Source organism: Clostridium sp. FP2, assembly GCF_011065955.2.
Classification (GTDB): domain Bacteria; phylum Bacillota; class Clostridia; order Clostridiales; family Clostridiaceae; genus Clostridium_AD; species Clostridium_AD tagluense.
The window spans coordinates 58,269-83,684 of sequence record NZ_JAAMNI020000001.1; the positions used below are offsets into that span (position 1 = coordinate 58,269).

The following is a 25,416-nucleotide window of genomic DNA, read 5'->3' on the forward strand; positions in this document are numbered from 1 at the left end:
TTGCACAGTGAAATTAAAGTTGTTTTAATAAGTTAAAGCCACGTAAGTGGTGTATAGATGAATTTAATACAATTTCGCAAAATGAATTAAAACGTTTATGTAAATAAACGAAATTATCTACGTAAGTAGATAAAGATAAAGGTTAAGCTACAAAGGGCGCATGGCGAATGCCTTGGCACTAGGAGCCGAAGAAGGACGCGTTAAGCTGCGATAAGCTTTGGGTAGGCGCAAATAGCCAGTGATCCAAAGATTTCCGAATGGGGGAACCCACATAGTAACAACTATGTACTGCATACTGAATAAATAGGTATGCAGAGGTAGACCCGGGGAACTGAAACATCTAAGTACCCGGAGGAAGAGAAAGAAACATCGATTTCCTAAGTAGCGGCGAGCGAAAGGGAAAGAGCCCAAACCTAGGTCTTTGACCTAGGGGTTGAGGATAGATCATAAATACTGCAATTCCTTAATTGAAGATAGCTGGAAAGCTGCTCCGCAGAAGGTAATAGGCCTGTAAATGAAAAGGAAAAACAGTCAGATCTAATCCAGAGTACCACGAGACACGTGAAACCTTGTGGGAAGCAGGGAGGACCACCTCCCAAGGCTAAATACTACCTAGTGACCGATAGTGAAGAAGTACCGTGAGGGAAAGGTGAAAAGAACCCCGGAAGGGGAGTGAAATAGAACCTGAAACCGTGTGCCTACAACCGGTCGGAGCACTTTTTATGTGTGACGGCGTGCTTTTTGTAGAACGAGCCAACGAGTTACGATATGTAGCAAGGTTAAGTACTTAAGGTACGGAGCCGAAGGGAAACCAAGTCTGAATAGGGCGCTATAGTTGCATGTCGTAGACCCGAAACCGGGTGACCTATCCATGGCCAGGATGAAGCGGAAGTAAAATTCCGTGGAGGTCCGAACCACGTTGGTGTTGAAAAACCATGGGATGAGCTGTGGATAGCGGAGAAATTCCAATCGAACTCGGAGATAGCTGGTTCTCCTCGAAATAGCTTTAGGGCTAGCGTCGATTAATTGAGTAATGGAGGTAGAGCACTGAATGGGCTAGGGGCTGACAACAGTTACTGAACCCTATCAAACTCCGAATGCCATATACTTTTATTTCGGCAGTCAGACTGCGAATGATAAGATCCGTAGTCAAAAGGGAAACAGCCCAGACCATCAGCTAAGGTCCCAAAGTGTAAGTTAAGTGGAAAAGGATGTGGGATTTCTAAGACAACTAGGATGTTGGCTCAGAAGCAGCCACTCATTCAAAGAGTGCGTAATAGCTCACTAGTCAAGAGATCCTGCGCCGAAGATGTCCGGGGCTAAAACTTACCACCGAAGCTATGGGTGTACACTATGTGTACGCGGTAGAGGAGCTTTCTGTACTGGCTGAAGTCATACCGTAAGGAGTGGTGGACGGTACAGAAGTGAGAATGTTGGCATAAGTAGCGAGAGTTAAGTGAGAATCTTAACGGTCGAAAACCTAAGGTTTCCTGAGGAAGGCTCGTCCTCTCAGGGTTAGTCGGGACCTAAGCCGAGGCCGAAAGGCGTAGGTGATGGACAATCGGTTGATATTCCGATACCACCAATGGACGTTATTAGAAATGGGATGACGCAGGAGGATAAGATGTGCACACTATTGGATGTGTGTCTAAGCATTTAGGCGGAGCAAGCAGGCAAATCCGTTTGCTCTTAACGCTGAGATGTTATGGGGAAGGGAATTTATTCCTGAAGTATCTGATTCCACGCTGCCAAGAAAAGTCTCTATCGAGGATATTGGTGCCCGTACCGCAAACCGACACAGGTAGGTGAGGAGAGAATCCTAAGACCATCGGAAGAATTGCTGTTAAGGAACTCGGCAAATTGACCCCGTAACTTCGGGAGAAGGGGTGCCTACGAAAGTAGGTCGCAGAGAATAGGCCCAAGCAACTGTTTAGCAAAAACACAGGTCTCTGCTAAAGCGAAAGCTGATGTATAGGGGCTGACGCCTGCCCGGTGCTGGAAGGTTAAGGGGATTACTTAGCGCAAGCGAAGGTATGAACTTAAGCCCCAGTAAACGGCGGCCGTAACTATAACGGTCCTAAGGTAGCGAAATTCCTTGTCGGGTAAGTTCCGACCCGCACGAATGGCGTAATGATTTGGGCACTGTCTCAACAGCACATCCGGCGAAATTGTAGTGCCAGTGAAGATGCTGGCTACCCGCGATTGGACGGAAAGACCCCGTAGAGCTTTACTGTAGCTTAGCATTGAATTTCGGTATTGTCTGTACAGGATAGGTGGGAGACTGAGAAACATGGGCGTCAGCCTGTGTGGAGTCATCCTTGGGATACCACCCTGACAGTACTGAGGTTCTAACTGGAGGCCATGAATCTGGTCACAGGACATTGTTAGGTGGGCAGTTTGACTGGGGCGGTCGCCTCCAAAAAAGTAACGGAGGCGCTCAAAGGTTCCCTCAGCGCGGTTGGAAATCGCGCGAAGAGTGCAAAGGCAGAAGGGAGCCTGACTGCGACACCTACAAGTGGAGCAGGGACGAAAGTCGGACTTAGTGATCCGGTGGTACCTCGTGGGAGGGCCATCGCTCAACGGATAAAAGCTACCTCGGGGATAACAGGCTGATCTCCCCCAAGAGTCCACATCGACGGGGAGGTTTGGCACCTCGATGTCGGCTCGTCGCATCCTGGGGCTGAAGTAGGTCCCAAGGGTTGGGCTGTTCGCCCATTAAAGCGGCACGCGAGCTGGGTTCAGAACGTCGTGAGACAGTTCGGTCCCTATCCGTCGCGGGCGTAGGAAATTTGAAGGGAGCTGTCCTTAGTACGAGAGGACCGGGATGGACAAACCTCTGGTGCACCAGTTGTCACGCCAGTGGCATCGCTGGGTAGCTATGTTTGGAAGGGATAAACGCTGAAAGCATCTAAGCGTGAAGCCCACCCTGAGATGAGATTTCCCATAACTCGTGCGTAAGCACGGTGTTAGTAAGACTCCTGGAAGAACACCAGGTTGATAGGTTAGAGGTGTAAGCATGGTAACATGTTCAGCTGACTAATACTAATAAGTCGAGGGCTTGACCTTAATATATATAAAGCGTAAGCTTCAAGCGAAAGCGAGAAGATAATTTCACTGTGCAATTTTGAGAGAATATTTTTCTGTAAAGAAAAAGATTATCTCTATATAGGGATAATAATGAGAAGATATTTTATATCTAGTATCCGTAGTCAACGACGGTAGATTCTCAATTATTGTTTCTAAAAAACAAATCTGGTGATTATGGCATGAATGTAACACCCCTTCCCATACCGAACAGGTAGGTTAAGCTTCAATGCGCCAATGGTACTGCAGGGGTAACTTTGTGGGAGAGTAGGTTGTCGCCAGGTCATAAGGCTCCTTGGTCAAGCGGTTAAGACACCACCCTTTCACGGTGGTAACAGGGGTTCAATTCCCCTAGGAGTCACCATATATATATTGCAGGTGTGGCGGAATGGCAGACGCACTAGACTTAGGATCTAGCGCTTTACGGTGTAAGGGTTCAAGTCCCTTCACCTGCACCATATTTATTAGGCGGGTATAACTCAATGGTAGAGTGTTAGCCTTCCAAGCTAATTACGAGGGTTCGATTCCCTCTACCCGCTCCATTTTATTTTTTAATATGTGTCTTTAGCTCAGTTGGATAGAGCAACGCCCTTCTAAGGCGTGGGCCGGGGGTTCAAATCCCTTAAGACACACCATTATATTGTTGGGATGTCGCCAAGCGGTAAGGCACCACACTTTGACTGTGGCATTCGTAGGTTCAAATCCTGCCCTCCCAGCCAATATGGTTTACTAGCTCAGTTGGTAGAGCACATGACTTTTAATCATGGTGTCCGGGGTTCGATTCCCCGGTAAGCCACCAAAATTTATAAGGCTCCTTGGTCAAGAGGTTAAGACACCACCCTTTCACGGTAGTAACAGGGGTTCAATTCCCCTAGGAGTCACCATAAAAAAAGTCCTTGCAAATGCAAGGGCTTTTTTGATTGCATTTTTTTTGTTTTATAAGATAATGACCAATGTATCCACATAAAATACTATTATAACTGTGGATAATGTTGATAACTTTTATAAATTAGTGTATATTTATAAAAATGGAGATGAAATTATGTTTATAAATAAAAGAGTTTTTGTTGCAGAATTTATAATAAGACCAAATAGATTTGAGGCTTACGTAAATTTAAATGGCGAAGAATTAATAGTTCATGTTCCTAATACAGGAAGATGCAAGGAGATATTAATTCCTGGATCCAAGGTTTTATTAAGAGAAGAGCTTAATCCTACTAGAAAAACACTATATGATCTAATTGCAGGATATAAAAATGATAAAATCATTAATATAGATTCACAAATTCCTAATAAAGTTGTTGATGAAGCCTTAAAAAATAATAAAATAGAAAATCTTATTAAATACAATATAATACAAAAGGAAAAAACTTTTGGAAATAGTAGATTTGATTTTAAGCTATCTAATGATATGGGGGAAGATTATTATCTTGAAGTAAAGGGAGTTACATATGAGGTAGATGGTAAAAGTATGTTTCCGGATGCACCTACAGAAAGAGGAAGAAAACATTTATTAGAGCTTATAGAGGCTAAAAAAATGGGTTTTGGAGCTGGAGTACTTTTTCTTATTCAAATGAATAATATAGATGATTTTTCTCCCTATGATGATATGGATGGAGCTTTTGGACAGGCATTAAGGCTAGCGTACAATGAGGGTGTTGACATTTATGCTTATGAATGTGAAGTTGGTGAAAAATTTATAACTTTAAGTAAGTCAGTTAAGGTTGTTTTATAATTATTTTTATACATCTTATTGATAATTGTTTTAAAATAAGCAATAATTGAACTAGATTTAAAATAAGTGGTTGAAGAATAAAATAGAGGTTAGGGAGGGAAAATTTTGAAATTTATATATTGCCCAATTTGTGGAAAACAATTAATTGAAAAATACAGCTGGGATGAAGGTGGAGTTCCATATTGCCCTGTGGATGACATTATGTATTTTGACACACCAAAACCATGTGTAGTAGTTGCAGTTACGAAGGGTAAAGAAATTTTACTTCTTAAACAAAGTTATACTTTCAAGAACTCCAAGGTATTGGTATCAGGATATGTAACCAACGGAGAATCTGTTGAAGATACTGTATACAGGGAAGTTAAAGAGGAAACCGGAATAACTGTTGGCGATATAAAATATTTAGGAAGTGAATATTTAGCTTCTAAAGAAATTATAATGCTAACTTTTAGGGCTGTGTATATTGAGGGGGAAATAAATAAGTCCTCTGAAGTTGATTGGGTTGATTGGGCAAATATAGATGATGCTCTCTGCGAAATGAGTGAAGACGAAATAGGAAAAAGGGTTGTTAGAAAATTGCTAAAGGAAATTAAATATAAGGGAAAAAAAGCTTATAGATGTGATATAGAAACTGATTGTTCAGATATTATAGAAGAAGAGTAAATTCTTATAAAATAATAATACGTGGAGTTAGGTTAATTAATTATTTCAGAAGGAGGACCAAGCAACAATTACTGATTATTGCTTGATCCTTTTTCCTAAATTGTAAAACAATAAAAAATAGCTAATTAGAGTTTTTTATGGAATTCTAGTTAAGAGTATTTCAAGATACTCACCATCAACATAAGTTATGTGAGCTTCATCAATCATCATACCTACAAGAGTGAGCTCTGAATAAGAATCATTATCACCTGTAAGGTTCCAATAGTACTCTTCCATTTCATGACACCTTTGCGCATTTAGGGATATTTCTAAAAGTTCAAGGTCTTCCTTGGATATAGTTAGGGTTTGTGCTTTTATAAATATGATTACTTTTTCATTTTCTTTATTTATATCAATATGAATGTTTTCTGAACCATGGTTATAACAATAGCCCATTAATTCATTTACTATTTTTATATTTCTTTGATGTGTATGCTTCAATATTATTTAAGCTCCTTTCTAAATGCAGTAATAATTGGTATAAGGATTATACATACCATTCCTCCTGCAAAACCGTTGTTATATAAATTTAAACCCCCATGAAGATAGGCAAGATTCATCATTAAGCATATGTGCAAAAAACCTGCAAGGCAGCCATAAGCCAATCCAAATTGACCTGAAATAGGAGCAAGTGTTGAACTAAATAAAATACCTAATACCATGCTAGGTGAATTGATTGGCCAAATATTCAATAGAGATGAAAGTGTGGCACCTATCATAACAGGAAATACATTTTTCAGGTGTTTTCCGAATGCACCAAAACCAACAATGGTTAGTATTCCACCTATAGTAGGTCCATTTAAATCACCACCAATTACAAGTAGAAAAGAAGTGGAATATATACCTAAAATACCCATATTTATCATGGTGATGCCTCTTCCAAATAACAGGTAATAATCACTTACGAGTCTGCCTGGTTGTTTATAAAGTTTGAATAAGGTTTTAAAATTTTTACCATTATCTATATATCCAACTATGATCATTACTATAAATAAACAAATTAGTATTATAGAAAAAAAAAGATTATTTCCTGTAGACCAAAGTAATCGGCTTTCAAAATTTATGCCAAAAGCTCTTAATAAGGACATGAGTAGGGTTGCAAGAAGTCCGGCTGCGAATCCGATATTATAAAGATTATAGCCTTGATGAAGTTTTAGACAATAAGCTGCCATTGGAGGGAAAATAAAGCCAATAAAAGTGCTTAATAATATTCCTATAATAATATCTCCCTCAAAAGGCAAATGACCTGAAAATGATAATTCATTAACAGTAGGAGATAGGGTTGTGGCAAATAGTGCTATTAGAACATAATTTATAAACTTTTCCTTTTGATATTTAGAGTATAACCAAATTCCCAAGATAATTGGCCAGATATTCACAATGTTTTTTCCAAAAAGAGAGAAACCAGCCATTGTAAATAGTGCAGCTATAGTAGAACCATTTGGTTTTATTCCGACATATATAAGAAGTGATATGGAGGCTAAAACTACTAGTGACATATTAATAAAAGTAGCACCAATACCTGCAAGTTCTATGTAATCTGTTATTAGTATATTAGATTCAAAAAGTATTTTTTTAAAGCCTAGGAGAATTTCCGTTGGTGTGTCCATAACAAATGCCAAAATTATAAAAAATAAACATAAGCAAATAAACATATAATAGGTTGAATGGATTTTTCTGTGCATTAAAGACCTCCTTAATATGTAAACTTAAACTCTATGTAATTATTTTATAGTAATTATAAAATAATTGCTAGTATAAATAAAATAATATAAGTATTATGGGTAGAATTAATTATCCAATGTAAGTATAATTATATTTAAGATATTGATAAAAAATTTAGTCTAATAAAAATGAGAATGAATATTTTATAAATAAAAAAAGGAAGAAGGACAAAAATGGAAAAAAATATTGAAAATAAAAATTCAAATAAAAAAGTACCTCAAATAAAGGGAAGTTTGAGAAGTCATATGATAGAGCTACCAAGTGCAATAAGAGATGCCAGTGGTATTGTAATATTTGGGAAAAGATTAAAGTCTTTTGTTTTTACGACAGACGTAGCAGTTATAAGAAATACAAACGCTGATGCAGTTATTGCAGTATATCCATTTACACCTCAGCCCATAATAACAGAGGCCTTATTACTGGCAGCAGATGTACCAGTATTTTGTGGTGTTGGAGGAGGAATTACTACAGGGAAAAGGGTAACGAATTTAGCATTGGATGCTGAATTTAAAGGGGCTATGGGAATAGTAGTTAATAGTCCAATATCTAATGAAGTTGTAACACAAATAAGGGAGACTATAGATATACCAATAATAGTTACCATTGTATCAGAATTTGAAGATATAGAAGCGAGAATAGATGCGGGAGCAACTATACTTAATGTCTCAGGGGCGAAAAGAACAGCTTATATAATTAGAAAAATAAGGGAAAAACATCCTGACTTCCCAATAATCGCAACAGGTGGCCCGAATAATGCAAGTATAATAGAAACAATACAAGCAGGAGCTAACGCGATTACTTATACACCGCCAATAGTAGCAGATATATTAAATGAAATAATGATTAAGTACAGAACAAAGTATGAGACAGAGAATAAAGAAGAATAGTATATTATAAATTAAACTGGTAGGTGATAAAATGGCTGTAGGTGGAGATAATTGTGATAAATGTCCTGAAGCAGAAACAAAAGAATGTGATGGAAAAGCTTCTGACTGCATTTGTAAAAGATGTCCAAGAAATTTAGGACAGTGCTTAACTACAAAATACTGTAGAGAAACGGAATCTATAATTAATATATAATTTTAAATAACATGTAGAAGCTACTAAAACATTTTGTGTTTAGTAGCTTCTTTATATTTTAAATAGTGAGAATTAAAAATCTAAATAAAAGGAAGACTAATATTAATACATAAAACTATAAATGTTGGAGGATATTATGGTTTCAAGTGAAATAAAAATGAGAGTAGCTCAAAATTGTAATGGATATAGACCGGTATATTACATGAGACTCATGAATAGCATCACTTATGGGTCTGAAAGTTGTAGTAGTTGTGTTAATTATGTAAGAGAAAAGTGCACAGAGGGATTATTTGATGAAATTAGGGAAATAATAAGTATAAATTGACTATTTTTAAATTATAAGGAGGAGTAGTATTATGCCAAATATAGAACAGATGTCCCATATAGCAAATAGTTGTGATGGTTATGACTCAGTAGGTACAGGATTTCAATCTTCAATAGGTACACCATTTAGTAAAAGTTGTGAAAATTGCAATCATTTAAAGAACGATAAGTGTGAAGTTAATTTATACGATAAAGTTTTAGCAGGACTCGATCAAGGTTAATGCAGGTAAGAAATCACGAGTATTCTAATTGTAATTTTTAAAAGGCAGTTTTTACCACTTAATATAACAAATATGTTTCCTTATATTAAGTGGTATATATTACATTTTAAAATGCTATTATAGCAGTGAATTGAATTAATATTTTATTCTATATATACTATATATAGAATATTGCTAAAATTATCATAATATTTATTTCTATTATATTGAGAAAATTATGTTTAAGTGTTAAAATGAAAGTGGTTATTAGACTTCAAGACAAATTACAAAGTGAATAAAAAATAGCAAAATATAAAATTTGGAGGGTAAATTATGCATAAAAGATTATTTATACCAGGACCAGTAGAGGTAGCAGACGATGTACTTCAAAAAATGGCTACTCCTCAAATATCACACAGAGGTAAGGAAGCATCTGCATTACAAAGAAACATAAGTGATAAAATGAGAAAAGTATTTAACACTAAAGAAGAAATACTACTTTCAACTAGTTCAGGAAGTGGACTAATGGAAGGTGCTGTTCGTTCATGTACAGCAAAAAGAGCAGCAGTATTTTCAGTAGGAGCATTTGGAAACAGATGGTTTGAAATGTGTACATCTAATGGAGTACCAGCAGATAAAATTGAATCTGAATGGGGACAACCAACAACTCCAGAAATGCTTGAAGCAGCATTATCAACTGGAAAATATGATTTAATAACTATTACTATGAATGAAACTTCAACAGGACTTATGAATGACATGAAAGCTCTTTCAGATGTATACAAAAAATACCCTGAAGTTGTAGTATGTGTTGATACAGTAAGTAACGCTGCTGGAACAGAAGTAAAAGTAGACGAATGGGCTATAGATATTTGTATTACTTCAACTCAAAAATGTTTAGGATTACCTGCAGGAATGGCTATTTGTTCATTCTCAAAAAAAGCAGTAGAAAGAGCTAAACAAGTTACAAACAGAGGAATATATTTCGATTTATTAGGAATGTATGATTACATACAAAAGAAAGATTATCAATATCCATCTACACCATCACTTGCGCATATGTTTGCACTAGATTATCAACTAGATAAGATACTTGCAGAAGGTTTAGAGAATAGATTCGCTAGACATATTGCTGGTGCAGAGCTTGTTCGTGCATGGGCTAGAAAATACTTTGAAGTATTCCCAGATGAAAACTTTTTGTCAAATACATTAACTAACATCAAAAACACAAGAGAAATTAATGTATCTGACTTAAATAAGAAATTAGGAGAAAAAGGCTTTATGATTTCTAATGGTTATGGAAAATTGAAAGATAAGACTTTTAGAATAGCTCATATGGCTGAAACTACTCCAAAAGAAATAGAAGAGTTATTAGTACTAATTAGCGATATTTTAGGACTTAAATAATGAAAAATTAAGGATGAAAAATTATAATGTGATTTTTCATTCTTAATTTAACTTTAAGTAATCATTGGAAATAGTATACTTTAGCGAAGTGAACCATTAAAGTATAACGTTTTCTTTATATAAAAGAGGAGGATTATCATGATTAGAGTATTAGTTACTGATGGTATGGAGAAAAGTGCTATTGAAGAGTTAAGAGCTAAAGGATTCGAAGTTGTTGAACATTTTTATGAACCTGAAGCTTTAGGTGAAGCGTTAAAAGATTTTGACGTAATTGTGGTTAGATCTGCAACAAAGGTTAGACAACCAATAATAGATATTGCTGCAAAAGCAGGAAGATTAAAGCTTGTAATTCGTGGCGGAGTTGGCGTTGATAATATAGATGTAGCATATGCCATAGAAAAAGGTATAAAAGTTTCTAACACTCCAAATGCAAGTAGTGCATCTGTAGCTGAACTTGCCCTTGCTCATATGTTTGCTATATCAAGATTTATTAATATTTCTAATGTATCTATGAGACAAGGTAAATGGGATAAGAAAAAATATGAAGGTGTAGAAATTAGCGGAAAAACTTTAGGTCTTGTTGGATTCGGAAGAATATCAAGAGAACTTGCTAAAAAAGCATCTGCACTTGGTATGACAGTTATATATACAGATATAATAGGGAAAGCTAAAGATTGTGATGAATATGAATTCTGTGAATTAAATGATGTTTTAAAAAGAGCAGATTATCTATCATTACATATACCATTCTTTAAAGAGCAAGGAGCTCTTATAGGAAAGGATCAATTAGCTATGATGAAGGATGGTTCATTCTTAATCAACTGTGCTAGAGGTGGAGTAGTTGACGAAGCTGCATTAGTAGAAGCATTAGATAATGGTAAACTAGCAGGAGTTGGAATAGATGTTTTTGTTGAAGAACCAACTAAAAATGAAGCACTAGTTAACCATCCTAAGGTTTCTGTAACACCACATATTGGTGCTGCGACTAAAGAAGCTCAAACAAGAATAGGTAGTGAAATAAACAGCATTATTTGCGATCTTTTCAAATAAATTAATTAATCACAGGAGGAATAATCATGGCAGTAGTAAGACCTTTTAAAGCGTACAGACCACAATTAGATTTAGTAGAGAAAGTAGCAGCTCTTCCTTATGATGTTATGAACAGTGAAGAAGCTAGAGAAATGGTAATAGGAAAACCTTATTCATTTCTACATGTTGATAAACCAGAGGTAGATTTGGAACCAGGCATAGACGTTCACAGTGAGCAAGTTTATCTTAAAGCTAGTGAAAATCTTAAAAAAATGATTAATTATAAAGTATATATGCAAGAAGAAAAACCTTGTTTGTATATTTATAGACAAATAATGAATGGAAGACCTCAAACTGGTATAGTTGCGTGTGCTTCAATTGATGATTATATAAATGATATAATTAAAAAACATGAGTTAACAAGAGCAGATAAAGAGCTTGATAGATTTAATCATGTAGATTATACAAATGCTAATACTGGACCAATATTCTTAACATATAGACATAAAGATGAAATAGATGCTTTAGTGAAAAACTGGACAGAAACAAAAACACCAGTATATGATTTTAAATCTGAAGATGGTGTATCTCAAATTATTTGGGTTATAGATGAGGAAGAGGTTATTAATAAACTATCAGCTCTATTTGCTGGAACAGATTATTTATATATAGCTGATGGTCATCATAGATCAGCTTCAGCTGTTAAAGTTGGACTAAAGAGAAGACAGGAGAACCCATCATACACAGGTGATGAGGAATTCAATTTCTTCTTATCAGTTATATTCCCAGACAATGATTTATATGTAATGGATTATAATAGAGTTGTAGCAGATTTAAACGGAAACTCATCAGAAGAATTTATGAATAAGGCTTCTGAAAAATTTGATATTACTCTATATGAAGGTGAAGGTCAATTTAAGCCAGAGGTTCAAAGAACATACGGAATGTTCTTAGAGGGGAAATGGTATAAACTAGCTGCTAAAGAAGGAACCTTTAATATGAAGGATCCAGTAGATAGATTAGACGTATCAATACTTCAAAATAATTTACTAGAACCAATTCTAGGAATTGATGATCCAAGAACAAACTCAAGAATTGATTTCGTAGGTGGAATAAGAGGACTTTCTGAACTTGAAAGAAGAGTTAATGAAGGAATGAAAGTTGCATTCTCTATGTGTGCTACAACTATGGATGATTTAATGGATATAGCAAATGCAGGAAAGACAATGCCTCCTAAATCAACTTGGTTCGAACCAAAATTACAAAGTGGAATATTTGTCCACGAATTATAATTTAACGAAAGACCACGCATATGCGTGGTCTTTTTGTGTATTTAGGGTATAATACAATTATGAAATTGATTTTTTTATAACTATATTATATATTACAAAGGAGAGAAACATATGCCACAGCATTCATTGTCAAGAACAGAGTTATTAATAGGTATGGATAGTTTAAACAAATTACAAGAGAGTAAGGTAGTGGTGTTTGGAATAGGTGGAGTTGGTAGTTATACAGTTGAGGCACTAGTAAGAGCTGGTGTTGGAAAATTGGTATTAATAGATGACGATACAATATGTTTAACAAATTTAAATAGGCAAATACATGCTAATTTTAAAACTATAGGTAAAAGTAAGGTTTTAGTAATGAAGGATAGAATTCTCGAAATAAATCCTAAATGCGAAGTTATCACTCATGAAACTTTTGTAACAGCGGACAATATAGGGGATATTATTACGCCCGATACAGATTATGTTGTAGATGCTATTGATACAGTAACTTCAAAAATAGCTTTAGTGGAATATTGCAAAGAGCAGAGTATCGATATTATATGCTGTTTGGGTACAGGGAATAAATTAGATCCAACTTTATTTAAGGTTGCAGATATTTATGATACGAAAGTATGTCCACTTGCAAAGGTTATGAGACACGAACTTAGAAAGAGAAATGTTGACACTCTTAAGGTGGTTTATTCTGAGGAAACTCCTATAAAGCCAAAGTTGGACGAGGTTATAACATGTAAAGAAGGATGCGTATGCACCGGAGGATCAAAAAAATGTGCTATAAAAAGACAGATTCCCGGTAGTATATCCTTTGTTCCTCCAGTAGCAGGCATGATAATTGGTGGAGAAGTTATTAAGGATTTAATTAAAGTGAAAGATAATATTTAAAACTATGGATAAGGATATTAAAATAAAGATAAGAGTGGAAATTAATGCACTCTTATCTTTATTTTATTTGAAATTAACTTTATGGTTATACTTCCCAGTCGTTTAAAAATGAGTATAATGAAGGATAAACATTTAAACTACTCATTAAAGATATATATTCATCCATAGCCTTATCATTTTCAGTGGAAGTTCTTATAGCTCTTATCATTGTGTTTTTAGGTGTTTCCAGTGGAGATATATATTCCACTACAGAAACCTCGTATCCTTTAGCTTCTAACATTAAGCAGCGCATTCCATCTGTTAAAATATCTGCCATTCTTGTTTTAAATACACCCTGCTTTAGTATATTTTTAAATGGTTCATAAGAATATTGACTTAAAAATTCTTTATGGCAACAGGGAACAGCAACTATTACATCGGAGTTTACTCTTATTCCTAGGGCTAATGCCATATCTGTAGCAGTATCACAAGCATGCAAGGACAATACTACATGTATATTTTTAGAAGGTTCATAATCTTTAATATCTATAGCCTGGAATTCCATATTTCTATAATTTAAATTTTTGGCCATAATCCTGCAGGATTCTATTACAGATTCAGAGTAATCTAACCCAATGAAATGGCATTTTTTTCTTTTAACTTCTGTTAAATAATAGTTAAGTACAAAGGATAAATAAGATTTTCCACAACCACAATCTAAGATATTTACTATTTCATTTTTAGGAAGTTTATCTAAAATTCCTTCTAATAGTTCTACATAGCGATCAATTTGATTATATTTTCTTATTTTATCATTTTTAACTTTACCATCTTTACTCATTATTCCTATTTCTTTTAGTAAATTATCTGCGCTGCCAATCTTTATATAGTAATCTCTATTTAAAAGGGTGGAAGTAGTTCCACGAGTACTGGCAGACGCTGATTTAGAAGAAACATTATTTGAGTCCTCCGCATTTATAGGATCCACATCTAAGTTCTTCATAGTTACATTTTTATTATCAGCAGATATTAGAATCACAGAGCCCCTTTCACTATAAATTAGAGATAAACTATCATAGCTTTCAGCTTCTTTAATTATGTTAGAAAATAACTGAGATATATTTAAAGTTTCTGTTTTGCCATTAAAATTATACTTAATATCTCCATTGTTATAGAGTCCTGTTCCTTTAAATTCCTTTAGTCCAGATATGTAGGTGGTATTAACTTGCTTGAATATTGAGGAGTTTTCAGAGAATCTATTTTCAAGACCCATTAAAAAAAGTTTTAATTTATTAATATTTTGCTTATTTATTGTGCTCAACCCTTTCGTTTATAATTATGTGAAGTCTATATTACAAGTATAGCAAAAATTTAAAGGCTATTAAATAAAAATATGATATTATAGTTTTAACCATAAAATAGAGTTGAAAACACAAAATTAACAAAATGGGATATTGATTGTTTACTATATTTAACCATAATAATTTATGCTATAATAAATTTGATTAATGAAAATAAAAATGAAGTTGCAATAGAGAATTAAGAGAGATGATTCCTCAGACTACTAAAACTAGGAGGACACCCTAGAGGACTATAAGGAGGAAATTAATTGAAAAACAAAAATAATGCTATAGTTATAATTTTTCTATTTATCGCCATGGCGCTAAATGCAATGGCTGAAAATACTAAAGGAATATTTATACCATCTTTTAAATTGGACTTTAATATAGATAATACTGGTATAGGAATAATGATTTTTATTGGTTCCTTAGCATACATATCGTTTTCTTATATTGGCGGTATACTTTGTGAAAAGATAGGACAAAAGAGGGTTATTATATTAGGGCTCAGCTGTATGGTCTTATCACTGGCATTAATGTCGGTAGTCGACAGTTATACATTTTTTTTAATAAATATGTTCATTATGAATATAGGACTTGCACTTACAAGTATATCTATAAATACATTAGTGCCAGTATTACTTCTAAGTTATCAAGCAATTCTTATGAATATAATTCATTTTTGTTATGGCGTAGGTGGAGCTACAGGGCAAGCTCTAGGTGGAATATTAATGACCAAGGGATTTACTTGGAGGAATATATATCTAGGAATATCATTGCTATTTGTAATACTACTCATAGCATTCACTTTTATAAAAATGCCTCATACTCATAAATATAGTGAAAGCAATAAAATAAACAAATTAGATCTGTTAAAAAATAAAATAATTTATTTCTACGTATTTGCATTAGGATTTTATGTATTTTCGGAGGTAGCTACAGTAAGCTGGCTTGTGAATTACATAAAAGATAATTATAAATATAATAGCAGTAAGAGTGCTTTTTATAGTGTTATGTTTTTAGTTATATTTAGTATAGGGCGATTAGTTGGGGGATTTGTAGTTGAAAAGCTAGGATATTTAAAAACAACAATGGGTTCTCTAATAATTGCAGTATGCTTATTCACCTTAGGACTAGTTGTTGGAGAAAAAGGGCTTATAATAATATCTGTTTCAGGTTTGTTTTTTGCAATAACCTTTCCAACACTTGTGCTTACCATAAGCAAGGTATTTAAACAAAACACTGCTTATATAACAGGAGTGATAGTTACATTAACTTCTTCAATTAATATGTTGCTTAACTTAGTAATAGGTAAACTAAATGATAGGGTTGGTACTTATTTTGCCTTTTATATGATACCGATAAGTTTAATAATATCAATTATTTTTATATACCTTATTTATATAAATACAAAAAGTAAATTTACTCTAGATAGTGGGGTTAAAAATGAACAAGGGTAAGTATGTAAGTTTAGAAGCTCTAAAGGGAAATGGGAGAGAGTACGTAATAAAAGACAATGCTTATATTATATTAGGAAGAATATTTATAATAGAATTAGATAAACAAAACAAATTTTGTCAATTTAGATTGAAGTTTCATAGAAACAATAATGAAAGTTATGAGTATTTAAAAGATACATTAAATCTTATGTTGAAGATCTTGTTCAAAAACATGGGAATAAACAAAGTAAATGTCATAGCTCATGAAACCATAAATATAAGTGCTTTTACTGATTTAGGCTTTGAGCTAGAGGGTATTATTACAGACAGTGTAGTAAATAAATCTGAATACCAATCAGAGCTTATGTTTGGTATAAGTAGTTTTGCTTTTAATAGAAGTTTAATAGAAAAAGGTTTAGAGATTAAACGTATAAATATTAAAATCCGGGCATTAACTCCTGGAGATGCGGAAGATGTGTTAGATTATTACTTAAGAAACAGAGAATTTCTAAGGCGATTTGAACCTTCTAGGGATGAGGGTTTTTATACAATAGATAGTCAGAAGCGTACTTTAACAGAGAGTTACAAACAATTTTTAAGAGGTACTGGTGTTAATTTAGGTATATATAGTAGTAATAAACTTATTGGAAAAATAAGAATATCTAATATAGTTATGGGTGTTTTTAAAAATGCTTTTATAGGTTATTCTTTGGATGAAAACGAGCAAGGCAAAGGATATATGAAGGAGGCAGTTAAACTTGTAGTAGAATATGCTTTTGAGGAATTAGAGCTACATAGAATAGAAGCAACTACTTTAATAGATAATGAAAAATCACAAAGAGTTTTAATAAACTCTGGTTTTAAAGAACTTGGTATAAGTGAGAAGTACTTATACATAAATGGTGAATGGAGAGATCACATGGTTTTTTATAAGGTTAAAGATAGTTAATTAGTTTATAAAATAGAAATTTTATTTAGGATTAAAACAGATGCAATAGTAGGTATTTTTATAAATTCAGGTGTTTGGGATGAGTTTATAAGAATATCTGTGTATACTAGTCCTAGTGTATCTATATAAGAAAAACGTCGAATAAGTAAGTACGTAAGATTATTGTGGACTTATATTGAGATAAAAACTACATAACTTAAAATAGATATAATTAATTATGATAGAATAATAAATGTTGTTGCAGTTTAGCAGTGACAAAGCAATCATTATAGCGTAACAGAAAATTTAATTTAAATATTAAAAAACTGTTGACAGATGATTAAACAACTGATAGAATAGTAGAAGTCGTCACATGATGACGAAGCAAGTTGGTCTTTGAAAATTAAACAGAGAAATAGGTAAAATAGCGAAATAATATTTCGTTAGACCAGTTAATTACTTTAGATAAAAAAGTAATTTTAGTCGTAAGACTAAAAAGTATGTAATGAGCTTGCTAACCAGCTTAACAGTTGGCGCAGATTATTCATTTCAAATAAAAAGTGTAAACTTTTAAATTGAGAGTTTGATCCTGGCTCAGGACGAACGCTGGCGGCGTGCCTAACACATGCAAGTCGAGCGATGAAACCCTTCGGGGTGGATTAGCGGCGGACGGGTGAGTAACACGTGGGTAACCTGCCTCAAAGAGGGGAATAGCCTCCCGAAAGGGAGATTAATACCGCATAATATGTTTTGGTCGCATGACCTTTACATCAAAGGATTTTTCTTTTAGAGAATTCCACTTTGAGATGGACCCGCGGCGCATTAGCTAGTTGGTGAGGTAACGGCCCACCAAGGCAACGATGCGTAGCCGACCTGAGAGGGTGATCGGCCACATTGGAACTGAGACACGGTCCAGACTCCTACGGGAGGCAGCAGTGGGGAATATTGCGCAATGGGGGAAACCCTGACGCAGCAACGCCGCGTGAATGATGAAGGCCTTCGGGTTGTAAAGTTCTGTCTTCTGGGACGATAATGACGGTACCAGAGGAGGAAGCCACGGCTAACTACGTGCCAGCAGCCGCGGTAATACGTAGGTGGCAAGCGTTGTCCGGATTTACTGGGCGTAAAGGATGCGTAGGCGGACATTTAAGTCAGATGTGAAATACCCGAGCTTAACTTGGGTGCTGCATTTGAAACTGGGTGTCTAGAGTGCAGGAGAGGTAAGTGGAATTCCTAGTGTAGCGGTGAAATGCGTAGAGATTAGGAAGAACACCAGTGGCGAAGGCGACTTACTGGACTGTAACTGACGCTGAGGCATGAAAGCGTGGGGAGCAAACAGGATTAGATACCCTGGTAGTCCACGCCGTAAACGATGAATACTAGGTGTCGGGGGTCGAACCTCGGTGCCGCAGTTAACACAATAAGTATTCCGCCTGGGGAGTACGATCGCAAGATTAAAACTCAAAGGAATTGACGGGGGCCCGCACAAGCAGCGGAGCATGTGGTTTAATTCGAAGCAACGCGAAGAACCTTACCTAGACTTGACATCCCCTGCATAACCCAGAGATGGGCGAAGTCCTTCGGGACAGGGTGACAGGTGGTGCATGGTTGTCGTCAGCTCGTGTCGTGAGATGTTGGGTTAAGTCCCGCAACGAGCGCAACCCTTATCATTAGTTGCTACCATTTAGTTGAGCACTCTAGTGAGACTGCCCGGGTTAACCGGGAGGAAGGTGGGGATGACGTCAAATCATCATGCCCCTTATGTCTAGGGCTACACACGTGCTACAATGGTGAGTACAAAGAGATGCAAGACCGCAAGGTGGAGCCAAACTCAAAAACTCATCCCAGTTCGGATTGTAGGCTGCAACTCGCCTACATGAAGCCGGAGTTGCTAGTAATCGCGAATCAGCATGTCGCGGTGAATACGTTCCCGGGCCTTGTACACACCGCCCGTCACACCATGAGAGTTGGTAACACCCGAAGTCCGTGAGGTAACCGTAAGGAGCCAGCGGCCGAAGGTGGGATTGATGATTGGGGTGAAGTCGTAACAAGGTAGCCGTAGGAGAACCTGCGGCTGGATCACCTCCTTTCTAGGGAGTAGATGCAAAGACTTCGGTCAATGCAACAAGAAGAATTTAATTATTCTTCAAAATGTCTACTGTAATTACTCGTAACCTATTCTCTGTTTAATTTTGAGAGACTAATTTTAGTTAACTCTTTGGAGTTGACTAATAGATAGTTTTTCTAAAAATGTTCTTTGAAAATTGCACAGTGAAATTAAAGTTGTTTTAATAAGTTAAACCCATGTAAATGGTGTATAGATGAATTTAATACAATTTCGCAAAATGAATTAAAACGTTTATGTAAATAGACGAAATTATCTACGTAAGTAGATAAAGATAAAGGTTAAGCTACAAAGGGCGCATGGCGAATGCCTTGGCACTAGGAGCCGAAGAAGGACGCGTTAAGCTGCGATAAGCTTTGGGTAGGCGCAAATAGCCAGTGATCCAAAGATTTCCGAATGGGGGAACCCACATAGTAACAACTATGTACTGCATACTGAATAAATAGGTATGCAGAGGTAGACCCGGGGAACTGAAACATCTAAGTACCCGGAGGAAGAGAAAGAAACATCGATTTCCTAAGTAGCGGCGAGCGAAAGGGAAAGAGCCCAAACCTAGGTCTTTGACCTAGGGGTTGAGGATAGATCATAAATACTGCAATTCCTTAATTGAAGATAGCTGGAAAGCTGCTCCGCAGAAGGTAATAGGCCTGTAAATGAAAAGGAAAAACAGTCAGATCTAATCCAGAGTACCACGAGACACGTGAAACCTTGTGGGAAGCAGGGAGGACCACCTCCCAAGGCTAAATACTACCTAGTGACCGATAGTGAAGAAGTACCGTGAGGGAAAGGTGAAAAGAACCCCGGAAGGGGAGTGAAATAGAACCTGAAACCGTGTGCCTACAACCGGTCGGAGCACTTTTTATGTGTGACGGCGTGCTTTTTGTAGAACGAGCCAACGAGTTACGATATGTAGCAAGGTTAAGTACTTAAGGTACGGAGCCGAAGGGAAACCAAGTCTGAATAGGGCGCTATAGTTGCATGTCGTAGACCCGAAACCGGGTGACCTATCCATGGCCAGGATGAAGCGGAAGTAAAATTCCGTGGAGGTCCGAACCACGTTGGTGTTGAAAAACCATGGGATGAGCTGTGGATAGCGGAGAAATTCCAATCGAACTCGGAGATAGCTGGTTCTCCTCGAAATAGCTTTAGGGCTAGCGTCGATTAATTGAGTAATGGAGGTAGAGCACTGAATGGGCTAGGGGCTGACAACAGTTACTGAACCCTATCAAACTCCGAATGCCATATACTTTTATTTCGGCAGTCAGACTGCGAATGATAAGATCCGTAGTCAAAAGGGAAACAGCCCAGACCATCAGCTAAGGTCCCAAAGTGTAAGTTAAGTGGAAAAGGATGTGGGATTTCTAAGACAACTAGGATGTTGGCTCAGAAGCAGCCACTCATTCAAAGAGTGCGTAATAGCTCACTAGTCAAGAGATCCTGCGCCGAAGATGTCCGGGGCTAAAACTTACCACCGAAGCTATGGGTGTACACTATGTGTACGCGGTAGAGGAGCTTTCTGTACTGGCTGAAGTCATACCGTAAGGAGTGGTGGACGGTACAGAAGTGAGAATGTTGGCATAAGTAGCGAGAGTTAAGTGAGAATCTTAACGGTCGAAAACCTAAGGTTTCCTGAGGAAGGCTCGTCCTCTCAGGGTTAGTCGGGACCTAAGCCGAGGCCGAAAGGCGTAGGTGATGGACAATCGGTTGATATTCCGATACCACCAATGGACGTTATTAGAAATGGGATGACGCAGGAGGATAAGATGTGCACACTATTGGATGTGTGTCTAAGCATTTAGGCGGAGCAAGCAGGCAAATCCGTTTGCTCTTAACGCTGAGATGTTATGGGGAAGGGAATTTATTCCTGAAGTATCTGATTCCACGCTGCCAAGAAAAGTCTCTATCGAGGATATTGGTGCCCGTACCGCAAACCGACACAGGTAGGTGAGGAGAGAATCCTAAGACCATCGGAAGAATTGCTGTTAAGGAACTCGGCAAATTGACCCCGTAACTTCGGGAGAAGGGGTGCCTACGAAAGTAGGTCGCAGAGAATAGGCCCAAGCAACTGTTTAGCAAAAACACAGGTCTCTGCTAAAGCGAAAGCTGATGTATAGGGGCTGACGCCTGCCCGGTGCTGGAAGGTTAAGGGGATTACTTAGCGCAAGCGAAGGTATGAACTTAAGCCCCAGTAAACGGCGGCCGTAACTATAACGGTCCTAAGGTAGCGAAATTCCTTGTCGGGTAAGTTCCGACCCGCACGAATGGCGTAATGATTTGGGCACTGTCTCAACAGCACATCCGGCGAAATTGTAGTGCCAGTGAAGATGCTGGCTACCCGCGATTGGACGGAAAGACCCCGTAGAGCTTTACTGTAGCTTAGCATTGAATTTCGGTATTGTCTGTACAGGATAGGTGGGAGACTGAGAAACATGGGCGTCAGCCTGTGTGGAGTCATCCTTGGGATACCACCCTGACAGTACTGAGGTTCTAACTGGAGGCCATGAATCTGGTCACAGGACATTGTTAGGTGGGCAGTTTGACTGGGGCGGTCGCCTCCAAAAAAGTAACGGAGGCGCTCAAAGGTTCCCTCAGCGCGGTTGGAAATCGCGCGAAGAGTGCAAAGGCAGAAGGGAGCCTGACTGCGACACCTACAAGTGGAGCAGGGACGAAAGTCGGACTTAGTGATCCGGTGGTACCTCGTGGGAGGGCCATCGCTCAACGGATAAAAGCTACCTCGGGGATAACAGGCTGATCTCCCCCAAGAGTCCACATCGACGGGGAGGTTTGGCACCTCGATGTCGGCTCGTCGCATCCTGGGGCTGAAGTAGGTCCCAAGGGTTGGGCTGTTCGCCCATTAAAGCGGCACGCGAGCTGGGTTCAGAACGTCGTGAGACAGTTCGGTCCCTATCCGTCGCGGGCGTAGGAAATTTGAAGGGAGCTGTCCTTAGTACGAGAGGACCGGGATGGACAAACCTCTGGTGCACCAGTTGTCACGCCAGTGGCATCGCTGGGTAGCTATGTTTGGAAGGGATAAACGCTGAAAGCATCTAAGCGTGAAGCCCACCCTGAGATGAGATTTCCCATAACTCGCACGTAAGTGCGGTGTTAGTAAGACTCCTGGAAGAACACCAGGTTGATAGGTTAGAGGTGTAAGCATGGTAACATGTTCAGCTGACTAATACTAATAAGTCGAGGGCTTGACCTTAATATATATAAAGCGAGAATTTCACTGTGCAATTTTGAGAGAATATAATTTTCTCAATCTGGTGATTATGGCATGAAGGTAACACCCCTTCCCATACCGAACAGGTCGGTTAAGCTTCAATGCGCCAATGGTACTGCAGGGGTAACTTTGTGGGAGAGTAGGTCGTCGCCAGGTAATGTGGCTGGATAGCTCAGTCGGTAGAGCAGAGGACTGAAAATCCTCGTGTCCCTGGTTCGATTCCTGGTCTAGCCACCAAAAAACGTCTTAGATAATTCTAAGACGTTTTTTTATGTTCAAAATAATATATTATAAATTTTTAATTTGCCAATCAATGGGGGATATGCCTTTTGAAATTAAAAAATTATTAGTAATAGAAAATGGTTTACTATTGAAAAAACCTCTATAAGCTGATAATGGGCTTGGATGAACAGATTTTATTATGTAGTGTATTGGATTTGTTATTAGAGATTGTTTAGCCTGGGCATTATTTCCCCATAAAATAAAAACTATAGGATCCGTTTTATCATTTAATAGTGCAATAATCTTATTAGTAAAATGTTCCCATCCTTTATTTTTATGAGAATTAGCCTGGTCAGCTCTAACGGTAAGAACAGTATTTAAAAGTAAAACCCCTTCATCGCACCATTTTTTTAAATACCCATTATTAGGTATGTAACAGCCTATATCACTATACAATTCCTTGTATATATTCAATAAAGATGGGGGTGTTGATACACCTGCGTTTACAGAAAAACTTAAACCATGAGCTTGACTAGCACCATGATAAGGATCTTGACCAAGTATGATAACTTTTACATCCTTATATGCGGTATAGTTAAGAGCATTAAAGATATTTTGTACTTCAGGATATATTAACTTAGTTTCATATTCTTGCTTTAAAAAGTTTCTTAATTTTAAAAAATAATCCTTATTAAATTCTTCCAATAAGAGTTCATTCCAATCATTTGTTAAGTTATTCATAAAATCACCTCACTTAATTATACCATAAATGCTTTTGCTCTCATAAAACAAGTATTTACTTTTATAATATAAAGTATTAAAATACATGATGTTTTAAGTGTTAAATGGTATATAATCATAATATACACAAAAACAAATATAGGATATAAAATAATCAATAATTATTTTGTAATATAAAAAAAATGGAGGCAGTTCATGAAAAAGGTATTCACCACTGATTTTAAAGATTTATTTCAGAAAATAGTTCTTATTATGTTAGGTAGTTTTATTTTAGCTTTTTCAATCAATTTATTTATAGTTCCAAATAAGCTTCTTAGTGGAGGTCTTTCAGGAATAGGATTAATGTTACAGTATATTTTTAATATGCCAATGGGCGTTACAATATTAGTACTTAATATTCCACTTCTTATATTAAGTATATTAAAAATAAACAAAAGATTCACTGCATTTACCATAATAGGAACCATTTCCTTATCGTTTTTTTTAATTATTACCTCACCTTTAAAAAATATTCTTGCTCCTGTGGAAGAATCCTATAGACTTCTTTATTGTATATATGGAGGAGTACTTTCAGGTATAGGTAGTGGAATTGTTTTTTCTAATGAAGGATCTACTGGCGGTATGGATATTATAGCTATATATGTTAAAAAAAAATATGGTATAGAAGTAGGTATAGTAAGCTTTATAATAAATTTCTTAATTGTAGCTGTTGGATCTGTATTATTTGATTTTAAAGTAGGATTATATACGCTGATTGCGATGTATATTACTTCTGCCGTTATGGAAAAAGTAATTAATGGATTGAATAGACGTAAAATGCTTTTAATTGTATCTGAAAAAGAAAAAGAAGTAAGTGATGCAATATTAAATAACTTTAATAGAGGAGTAACTATTTTATATGGAGAAGGGGCTTATACTAACCATAGAAAAAATGTAATGTACTGCGTTGTTTCGTTAGGACAACTACCACAAATTAAGAGAGTAATAAAAGCTATAGATAAAGAAGTTTTTATCTCTATAATTGATATAGCGGAGGTTCAAGGTAACGGATTTAAAAGTCCTTTAGGTTAAGGGTAATGGTAACAAAACTAGAAAGAAACACTAATGACTTCATGTTTTAAGTCATTAGTGTTTTTTTATTGAATTTATATGACAGGCAATAGTTGCATCCTTTAAGTGATTATTTAATCATTCTTATATATTTATATAATTTGTAGCAACTTAGTAATAAAATAATGATAAAAAGGGAAATACTAAATATAGAGTGGGAAGATTAATGTAGGGAGTGTTACTATTAAAGAAATTTGAGTTATATTAATTAACGAGGAGCGATAATTATATGAAGATAGTTAAGGTAAGAAAAAATGCAGAGGGAGATATTACAAATGTATTAACTAATACAGGGGAGGAATTAGATGTTAGTAAGGCTGTAGCTTTGGCAAAAAGAGGAACTGTCGAATCAGTGGTTGTTGGTAAAAATAGAAATGGAAATGATATTATAAAGTCTTCACCTAATAGTACCGCAGAAGATAATTTAGATAATCTTCCTATTTTTTAACGACATTCCATAAGGAAGGCCAACACCTCTACAAGTGGAAGGCATATATTATAACAAAGAGAAAACTTCAGTGGGGGGATAACATTGAGAATTGTTATCTGATCTGGAGGTCTACAAGGGGGAAATCTCCTTGTGAAGTCGTTAATATATTGTAGCTTCTAAGAAGATGATTTAACATAAAAGCCTTAAGTCTTTTTCATTGAGTGCTTTATAAATGTAGATGACTTAAGGCTTATGTATAAATAATTACATATATTATCAGAAGATAGGTATATTATTGATTTTAATGAGGTATACTATTCCTAGTGTGTCAACATAAAGAATACTCACTATATAGTAGTATTATAGAGAATATTGTATATAATTGTAGTATATAAGAAAAGGAATAAAAATGGTGATAGGCA

18 protein-coding genes, 8 tRNA genes and 5 rRNA genes are annotated in these 25,416 nt (G+C 36.3%); 27 read left to right on the forward strand and 4 right to left on the reverse strand.

The features are described from left to right. The first annotated feature begins 140 nt into the window (after positions 1–140). From G9F71_RS00285 to G9F71_RS00335, 11 genes are all read left to right on the forward strand, one after another. Positions 141–3,066 (forward strand): 23S ribosomal RNA (locus G9F71_RS00285). Between the two features lie 185 nt (positions 3,067–3,251). Further along, positions 3,252–3,368 (forward strand): 5S ribosomal RNA (gene rrf / locus G9F71_RS00290). Positions 3,369–3,373: 5 nt separating this feature from the next. Further along, positions 3,374–3,448, forward strand: a tRNA-Glu gene (locus G9F71_RS00295). Positions 3,449–3,458: 10 nt separating this feature from the next. Further along, a tRNA-Leu gene (locus G9F71_RS00300) sits at positions 3,459–3,542 on the forward strand. Between the two features lie 10 nt (positions 3,543–3,552). After that, positions 3,553–3,626, forward strand: a tRNA-Gly gene (locus G9F71_RS00305). Between the two features lie 16 nt (positions 3,627–3,642). Next, positions 3,643–3,719 (forward strand) — tRNA-Arg (locus G9F71_RS00310). Between the two features lie 9 nt (positions 3,720–3,728). Next, a tRNA-Gln gene (locus G9F71_RS00315) sits at positions 3,729–3,803 on the forward strand. 4 nt (positions 3,804–3,807) lie between these two features. Beyond that, positions 3,808–3,883 (forward strand) — tRNA-Lys (locus G9F71_RS00320). A 10-nt stretch (positions 3,884–3,893) separates the two neighbouring features. Then, positions 3,894–3,968 (forward strand) — tRNA-Glu (locus G9F71_RS00325). Positions 3,969–4,126: 158 nt separating this feature from the next. Further along, entirely contained in the window at positions 4,127–4,819 is a 693-nt protein-coding gene (gene sfsA / locus G9F71_RS00330) for a DNA/RNA nuclease SfsA (RefSeq protein WP_125006263.1), read from the forward strand. A 105-nt stretch (positions 4,820–4,924) separates the two neighbouring features. Next, complete coding sequence (locus G9F71_RS00335; RefSeq protein WP_164952448.1) at positions 4,925–5,482, forward strand: NAD(+) diphosphatase; 558 nt, start codon at positions 4,925–4,927, stop codon at positions 5,480–5,482. 135 nt (positions 5,483–5,617) lie between these two features. Here the strand turns inward: G9F71_RS00335 and G9F71_RS00340 are convergent, their stop codons facing one another. Then, entirely contained in the window at positions 5,618–5,962 is a 345-nt protein-coding gene (locus G9F71_RS00340; RefSeq protein WP_125006267.1) for a hypothetical protein, read from the reverse strand. Between the two features lie 2 nt (positions 5,963–5,964). After that, positions 5,965–7,206, reverse strand: a complete 1,242-nt coding sequence (locus tag G9F71_RS00345) for a DUF1576 domain-containing protein (RefSeq protein WP_164952449.1) — start codon at positions 7,204–7,206, stop codon at positions 5,965–5,967. A 213-nt stretch (positions 7,207–7,419) separates the two neighbouring features. On the opposite strand from G9F71_RS00345, the gene G9F71_RS00350 reads away from it, so the two are divergent. The 8 genes from G9F71_RS00350 to G9F71_RS00385 all read left to right on the forward strand — a co-directional run bounded on the left by G9F71_RS00350 (position 7,420) and on the right by G9F71_RS00385 (position 13,457). Further along, a complete protein-coding gene (locus tag G9F71_RS00350) occupies positions 7,420–8,133 on the forward strand; it encodes a hydrolase (protein ID WP_164952450.1) in 714 nt (237 codons plus the stop codon). 31 nt (positions 8,134–8,164) lie between these two features. Beyond that, a complete protein-coding gene (locus G9F71_RS00355) occupies positions 8,165–8,326 on the forward strand; it encodes a hypothetical protein (RefSeq protein ID WP_164952451.1) in 162 nt (53 codons plus the stop codon). A 136-nt stretch (positions 8,327–8,462) separates the two neighbouring features. Then, positions 8,463–8,651, forward strand: a complete 189-nt coding sequence (locus G9F71_RS00360) for a hypothetical protein (protein WP_164952452.1) — start codon at positions 8,463–8,465, stop codon at positions 8,649–8,651. A gap of 31 nt (positions 8,652–8,682) precedes the next feature. Continuing rightward, positions 8,683–8,871 (forward strand): hypothetical protein, encoded by a 189-nt coding sequence (locus tag G9F71_RS00365; protein ID WP_164952453.1) that lies wholly within the window; start codon positions 8,683–8,685, stop codon positions 8,869–8,871. A 312-nt stretch (positions 8,872–9,183) separates the two neighbouring features. After that, entirely contained in the window at positions 9,184–10,257 is a 1,074-nt protein-coding gene (locus G9F71_RS00370; protein ID WP_125006279.1) for a pyridoxal-phosphate-dependent aminotransferase family protein, read from the forward strand. A gap of 138 nt (positions 10,258–10,395) precedes the next feature. Beyond that, the gene (locus G9F71_RS00375) at positions 10,396–11,307 is read left to right on the forward strand and encodes a D-2-hydroxyacid dehydrogenase (protein ID WP_164952454.1); all 912 of its coding nucleotides are present in this window, start codon (positions 10,396–10,398) and stop codon (positions 11,305–11,307) included. A 26-nt stretch (positions 11,308–11,333) separates the two neighbouring features. After that, positions 11,334–12,578, forward strand: a complete 1,245-nt coding sequence (locus tag G9F71_RS00380) for a DUF1015 domain-containing protein (protein WP_164952455.1) — start codon at positions 11,334–11,336, stop codon at positions 12,576–12,578. 111 nt (positions 12,579–12,689) lie between these two features. Next, positions 12,690–13,457: a ThiF family adenylyltransferase gene (locus G9F71_RS00385; RefSeq protein WP_164952456.1), complete on the forward strand. Its 768-nt coding sequence runs from the start codon at positions 12,690–12,692 to the stop codon at positions 13,455–13,457. A gap of 85 nt (positions 13,458–13,542) precedes the next feature. On the opposite strand, the gene G9F71_RS00390 is transcribed toward G9F71_RS00385, so the two are convergent. Further along, positions 13,543–14,748, reverse strand: a complete 1,206-nt coding sequence (locus G9F71_RS00390) for a class I SAM-dependent methyltransferase (RefSeq protein WP_164952458.1) — start codon at positions 14,746–14,748, stop codon at positions 13,543–13,545. A gap of 297 nt (positions 14,749–15,045) precedes the next feature. Here G9F71_RS00390 and G9F71_RS00395 point away from each other — a divergent pair, with 297 nt between their 5' ends. The 6 genes from G9F71_RS00395 to G9F71_RS00420 all read left to right on the forward strand — a co-directional run bounded on the left by G9F71_RS00395 (position 15,046) and on the right by G9F71_RS00420 (position 22,728). Further along, the gene (locus G9F71_RS00395) at positions 15,046–16,236 is read left to right on the forward strand and encodes an MFS transporter (protein ID WP_164952457.1); all 1,191 of its coding nucleotides are present in this window, start codon (positions 15,046–15,048) and stop codon (positions 16,234–16,236) included. Further along, positions 16,223–17,164, forward strand: a complete 942-nt coding sequence (locus tag G9F71_RS00400; RefSeq protein ID WP_125006289.1) for a GNAT family N-acetyltransferase — start codon at positions 16,223–16,225, stop codon at positions 17,162–17,164. Before G9F71_RS00395 ends, G9F71_RS00400 begins: the two co-directional genes overlap by 14 nt. 550 nt (positions 17,165–17,714) lie before the next feature. Next, a 16S ribosomal RNA gene (locus G9F71_RS00405) occupies positions 17,715–19,233 on the forward strand. 314 nt (positions 19,234–19,547) lie between these two features. Continuing rightward, positions 19,548–22,473 (forward strand): 23S ribosomal RNA (locus G9F71_RS00410). 57 nt (positions 22,474–22,530) lie between these two features. Further along, positions 22,531–22,647, forward strand: a 5S ribosomal RNA gene (rrf, locus tag G9F71_RS00415). Together the 16S, 23S and 5S rRNA genes with 1 tRNA gene alongside form the textbook arrangement of a ribosomal RNA operon. 5 nt (positions 22,648–22,652) lie before the next feature. Then, positions 22,653–22,728 (forward strand) — tRNA-Phe (locus G9F71_RS00420). A 51-nt stretch (positions 22,729–22,779) separates the two neighbouring features. On the opposite strand, the gene G9F71_RS00425 is transcribed toward G9F71_RS00420, so the two are convergent. Then, the gene (locus G9F71_RS00425; protein ID WP_164952545.1) at positions 22,780–23,454 is read right to left on the reverse strand and encodes a uracil-DNA glycosylase; all 675 of its coding nucleotides are present in this window, start codon (positions 23,452–23,454) and stop codon (positions 22,780–22,782) included. Positions 23,455–23,649: 195 nt separating this feature from the next. Between G9F71_RS00425 and G9F71_RS00430 the strand changes: the two genes are divergently transcribed. Continuing rightward, positions 23,650–24,525: a YitT family protein gene (locus tag G9F71_RS00430; protein WP_164952544.1), complete on the forward strand. Its 876-nt coding sequence runs from the start codon at positions 23,650–23,652 to the stop codon at positions 24,523–24,525. 268 nt (positions 24,526–24,793) lie between these two features. Then, positions 24,794–25,012: a DUF3892 domain-containing protein gene (locus G9F71_RS00435; protein WP_164952543.1), complete on the forward strand. Its 219-nt coding sequence runs from the start codon at positions 24,794–24,796 to the stop codon at positions 25,010–25,012. Positions 25,013–25,416 lie beyond the last annotated feature (404 nt).

Coding starts and splice junctions, on each gene's coding strand:
- G9F71_RS00385 (WP_164952456.1), top strand. CDS start 12,690: ATGCCACAGCATTCATTGTCAAGAACAGAGTTATTAATAGGTATGGAT.
- G9F71_RS00365 (WP_164952453.1), top strand. CDS start 8,683: ATGCCAAATATAGAACAGATGTCCCATATAGCAAATAGTTGTGATGGT.
- G9F71_RS00430 (WP_164952544.1), top strand. CDS start 23,650: ATGAAAAAGGTATTCACCACTGATTTTAAAGATTTATTTCAGAAAATA.
- G9F71_RS00355 (WP_164952451.1), top strand. CDS start 8,165: ATGGCTGTAGGTGGAGATAATTGTGATAAATGTCCTGAAGCAGAAACA.
- G9F71_RS00425 (WP_164952545.1), bottom strand. CDS start 23,454: ATGAATAACTTAACAAATGATTGGAATGAACTCTTATTGGAAGAATTT.
- G9F71_RS00380 (WP_164952455.1), top strand. CDS start 11,334: ATGGCAGTAGTAAGACCTTTTAAAGCGTACAGACCACAATTAGATTTA.
- G9F71_RS00360 (WP_164952452.1), top strand. CDS start 8,463: ATGGTTTCAAGTGAAATAAAAATGAGAGTAGCTCAAAATTGTAATGGA.
- G9F71_RS00350 (WP_164952450.1), top strand. CDS start 7,420: ATGGAAAAAAATATTGAAAATAAAAATTCAAATAAAAAAGTACCTCAA.
- G9F71_RS00435 (WP_164952543.1), top strand. CDS start 24,794: ATGAAGATAGTTAAGGTAAGAAAAAATGCAGAGGGAGATATTACAAAT.
- G9F71_RS00375 (WP_164952454.1), top strand. CDS start 10,396: ATGATTAGAGTATTAGTTACTGATGGTATGGAGAAAAGTGCTATTGAA.
- sfsA (WP_125006263.1), top strand. CDS start 4,127: ATGTTTATAAATAAAAGAGTTTTTGTTGCAGAATTTATAATAAGACCA.
- G9F71_RS00400 (WP_125006289.1), top strand. CDS start 16,223: ATGAACAAGGGTAAGTATGTAAGTTTAGAAGCTCTAAAGGGAAATGGG.
- G9F71_RS00370 (WP_125006279.1), top strand. CDS start 9,184: ATGCATAAAAGATTATTTATACCAGGACCAGTAGAGGTAGCAGACGAT.
- G9F71_RS00345 (WP_164952449.1), bottom strand. CDS start 7,206: ATGCACAGAAAAATCCATTCAACCTATTATATGTTTATTTGCTTATGT.